5 protein-coding genes and 1 pseudogene are annotated in these 4,072 nt (G+C 39.1%); 4 read left to right on the top strand and 2 right to left on the bottom strand.

The annotated features are described in order from the left end of the window. The 3 genes and pseudogenes from H7254_RS19460 to H7254_RS19470 form a co-directional block, all read left to right on the top strand. Positions 1-557 (top strand): annotated as a pseudogene (locus H7254_RS19460) (DNA methylase); the annotation flags it as partial. Between the two features lie 117 nt (positions 558-674). Then, on the top strand, positions 675-1,130 hold the full coding sequence (locus H7254_RS19465) for a hypothetical protein (RefSeq protein WP_301934560.1): 456 nt from the start codon (positions 675-677) through the stop codon (positions 1,128-1,130). A gap of 12 nt (positions 1,131-1,142) precedes the next feature. Further along, positions 1,143-1,313 carry a hypothetical protein gene (locus tag H7254_RS19470; RefSeq protein WP_301934561.1) on the top strand — a complete coding sequence of 57 codons (171 nt, stop codon included), beginning with the start codon at positions 1,143-1,145 and terminating at the stop codon, positions 1,311-1,313. 253 nt (positions 1,314-1,566) lie between these two features. Here H7254_RS19470 and H7254_RS19475 read toward each other — a convergent pair whose 3' ends face one another. Both H7254_RS19475 and H7254_RS19480 read right to left on the bottom strand, forming a co-directional pair. Beyond that, positions 1,567-2,076, bottom strand: coding sequence for an SgcJ/EcaC family oxidoreductase (locus H7254_RS19475; RefSeq protein ID WP_301934562.1), 510 nt, complete (start codon positions 2,074-2,076; stop codon positions 1,567-1,569). Positions 2,077-2,123: 47 nt separating this feature from the next. Continuing rightward, entirely contained in the window at positions 2,124-2,714 is a 591-nt protein-coding gene (locus tag H7254_RS19480) for a helix-turn-helix domain-containing protein (protein WP_301934563.1), read from the bottom strand. A 615-nt stretch (positions 2,715-3,329) separates the two neighbouring features. Between H7254_RS19480 and H7254_RS19485 the strand changes: the two genes are divergently transcribed. Further along, the coding region (locus tag H7254_RS19485) for a glycoside hydrolase family 3 N-terminal domain-containing protein (protein ID WP_301934564.1) at positions 3,330-4,072 on the top strand (743 nt) is incomplete at its 3' end.

Consider the following 4,072-nt stretch of genomic DNA (forward strand, 5'->3'; position numbering starts at 1 on the left):
ATTTAGGCGATAAGAAAATAAGGGTTCCGGATAACGATGCTATTCAATTAGCACATCAAAAGATTGAATCTATCCGTAATCATTTTACTGTGTGGCTAAAAGAATTACCTGGGGAAGATAAAAAACATTTGGAAGAACTCTACAACGATACTTTTAATTGTTATGTACTGAGGGAGTATGATGGAAGCCATTTACAGTTTCCGGGATTAGATTTAAAAAGGTTGGGCATTGAAGATTTATATAGTTCACAAAAGAATTCAGCGTGGCGGATCATACAAAACAGAGGAGCATTAATTGACCATGAGGTAGGCTTGGGAAAGACTTTAACAATGGTAGTTGCGGCCCATGAAATGAAACGTTTGGGTATAGTTAATAAACCAATGATCCTGGCATTAAAAGCCAATGTAAATCAAATTGTAGAAACCTATCGAAAGGCTTATCCGAATGCTAAAATACTTGCTCCGGGAGAAAATGATTTTACCCCAGCCAAACGGCTAAGATTATTCCATGAAATAAAAAATAATAATTGGGAATGTATCATTTTAACACACGACTAGTTTGGCAAAATTCCTCAATCACCGGAAATTCAAAGAGAGATATTTCAGACCGAATTAGACAATGTTGAAAGAGATCTATATACGCTGAAAGATATGGGTGGAGAAATATCCCGGCGAATGTTAAAAGGATTAAAGATAAGGAAAAATAATTTGGGTATAAAACTGCAGGGCATACTTAAAGATAAAGAAGAAAAGAAGGATGCAGGTATCAACTTTAAAGATTTAGGCATTGACCATTTGTTCGTTGATGAGTCACATAAATTTAAGAACCTTACTTTCACTACAAGGCATGATAGGGTTGCAGGGTTGGGAAATATGGAAGGAAGTCAAAAAGCATTGAACATGCTTTTTGCAGTACGATGGAAACCAATGCATAAAGTAATTATACCGTTTAGTCTGCAAATGCTGCAACGAACAGGAGTAGATTATACCTGCTGCCTAAAATGCAAAACGGGTAAAATGGAAATAATGGCCAGTTACCTTAACCATAATGGTACACTGGTAAATATAAAAGACCTGAACCGGCGTAAAACAAAAAATAAATCATCGCCGCTAAAAGCGGCGGCTACATAAAACAACAAGCCAATGACATTGCAAAAATTTACGGAAAAATACCAACACAATCCATCCATTAAATTGAGTAGGGGAAGCTATGCCAAAGCCACAAACATGCCTTCTGCTTTGCAACCTGTACCAAAGCAAAACAGCCTTCCAAATATAAAAGCGGCTCTCTATAAATACTACAAACCCACCTAAAGCCCGGTGTCGCTGAACAGCGTATAGTCAAAAGCCCCAGTCTCTGATGACCGGCTTTTGCATTTTATTTTGAACCTTTTTTAATTCGGGGCTTTCGGCTATACGACTTAATGTTGTGCGTTCGTGGCTCTCTGTCCCTAAGTGATGACCGCAAAGAAGTGAAGGGCATTTTGCAATGTAATGTTTTGTGCTTTTTTCATTAACCTTTTCTTTTATACCTGCTTCTTATTATAGCGATTTGTCAACCGCTTTGCTATTGTTTTGATTGTTGTCTCATTTTAACCAGGTCAAATGGTTGCGCCTGTGCACTTACTTCCACATTTTCCATAGCTGTTATTAACCATGTTCCTTTTCTTTTTGCAAAAACTAAAGTAGTAAGGTCGTCATTATCTCCCCTTTTAGAACCATCGGGAGCATCAAAAGCGCCTATATGCCAAAGTAAATGGGCAATAGCAATGTCCGGCTTTAAAAAACGTACTGTCACTGACCGCTTTTCCATAGGTGTGGTTTTAAAAAACTGGTCGTGATACGCTTGATGTGCATACTGAATGTCTTCTCTTCCTTTCCAATGCATTCCCACAATATTTACAAAATCACAATCCTCTGCGATATAATTTTTCATGTCACTGAAATCATGCTTGTTCCAGCTATAAAGGAAAGCATCAATCTGGGCTTCAATGGCTTTTTGGTCTCCGGTATTTTTTTGTGCCATCCCAACAGAACAAGTTGCTAAAAGGATGGACATTAAGATTGTGTGTCGCATAATTTTAAAGTTTTAGTACAGGCATAAAATTATGGACATGCATAACCTTAAAATAGTATGAGGACGACATCTTTAATGGAAAACCTCATGATGGAGACAGGTAGATTTAGTAAATCTTTCTGAATAAAAGAAGGAGTAACACCCGTAAATTCTTTAATGTCGCGAATCAAATGCATCTGGTCAAAATAACCACATTCGTAAGCAAGGTTCGTCCAATTGATAGCAGGGTTATTTTCTTTTACAATCCAGGCTTTTGTAAAGCGGACGAGACGGGCATAAAATTGAGGTGAAAAACCAATTCGTTGCTGAAACAATCTTTCTAACTGCCGGATACTTACACGTGACTGAAAGGCAACTTCTGTTATGTTGCTTAAAGTTCCTTTTTTAAGTAGAAGGGGAAGTGCTTTATCAATAGGCAATTCTTTTTTGAGACTGTGCAATTTCCCCAGCAACCATTTTTGTATGATAATAACCATGTGTTCAAAAAAAGCGGCTTGATTTAATTGTTCAATAATAAGTGGTATCTCTTTGTCAAAATAAACACTTTCATAAATTTTATCATCTGCTTCGAATTCGCTAACCGAAATACCAAATAACCGGAATAACCCTCCCGGTTGAATACCAACTTTTATTACCAAATGATTTTATCCTATTACCACGTTAAGGCGATTGACGCGCCGGGCAACCACTACACTTCTCGGAAGTTCAATTAGTTTATGAGAGGATGGCAACTCAAGATGAACAAGATCGGATGGATAAAAAAATATCCCCTGTTCCTGTATTGGAAAACCCACGCAAATTGACCCCCTCCCGCCAAATCAAAGAGAAAAATCCTCAACACAAGCTTGTAACATGCACTGCCTGATAACTGATTGCCCAAAGTCAAAAAATCGCTCTCGAAAAATTGATTTGCGTCAACTTTGACGCCTGCACGTTACTTAAAAAACAAAATAGGCAAAAGAGGGTGAATTTTAATCCTCTCGACCTCATAAGAGGTAACGTTTTTAGAGTTCCCTTTTTTATTTTGAGAACCGTGTATTAATTAAAATGCAGGAATCGAATGCCAAAATACTTTATACTGCTTTTTTGCAATCCGATTTTCCACCTGCAACGAAAGTGTTAAAACGGACATTCGTCGCATCATTTTCGGCTTTTGTAGAATATATTGGGTCAATTGGGTTAGTGTAGTTATTTTTATAATTCAAAGCCTCTCGTTTGTCGAGGATGTTATTTTCTAACCAACACATTGCTTCATGCCTGCCATACCATCTCATTCCTGGAAAATTATTCTTATTGCTTTATTGCTTTTTTATCCACTCGGGCATTCCATTGCACAGGATAACAATTCTATTGTAAGAGTTGCCAATCAAAATGGACCTGTATTGGGTTATTCTGCCTCGTCGGGCGTAAAGCTCCTGACGGTCAATGGCCTGTACTTCAAAGACCTTAACCGGGATAGTAAACTTGATAAATATGAAGACTGGAGATTGAGTGTTGACGAACGTGCTAAAGATCTGGCTTCAAAAATGACTGTAGAACAGATCGCAGGGCTTATGCTGTACAGTGGCCATCAGGCCGTGCCGGCAAGCCCGAGGGGATTTGGTGCCGCCACGTACAATGGTAAAGCTTTCGCTGAAAGCGGCGCGAAAGCCTCTGATTTAACCGACCAACAGAGAAAATTCCTGACCGATGATAACCTGCGGCATGTATTGGTAACGCGGGTACAAACACCTGAAATAGCGGCGCAATGGAATAATAATGTACAGGCATTGCTGGAAGGGTTGGGCTTGGGTATTCCATCTAATAACAGTTCTGATCCAAGGAACGGTGTGGTAGCCAGTACGGAATATAATTATGGCGCGGGTGGGACAATTTCTATGTGGCCCGAAGAAATAGGTATGGCAGCAACATTTGATCCTTCCCTTGTGCAGCAATTCGGATCGATTGCTGCCAAAGAATACCGCGCCCTTGGAATATCAACCGCACTTTCACCCCA

The sequence above is a fragment of the Ferruginibacter sp. genome (assembly GCF_014377975.1).
Classification (GTDB): domain Bacteria; phylum Bacteroidota; class Bacteroidia; order Chitinophagales; family Chitinophagaceae; genus Ferruginibacter.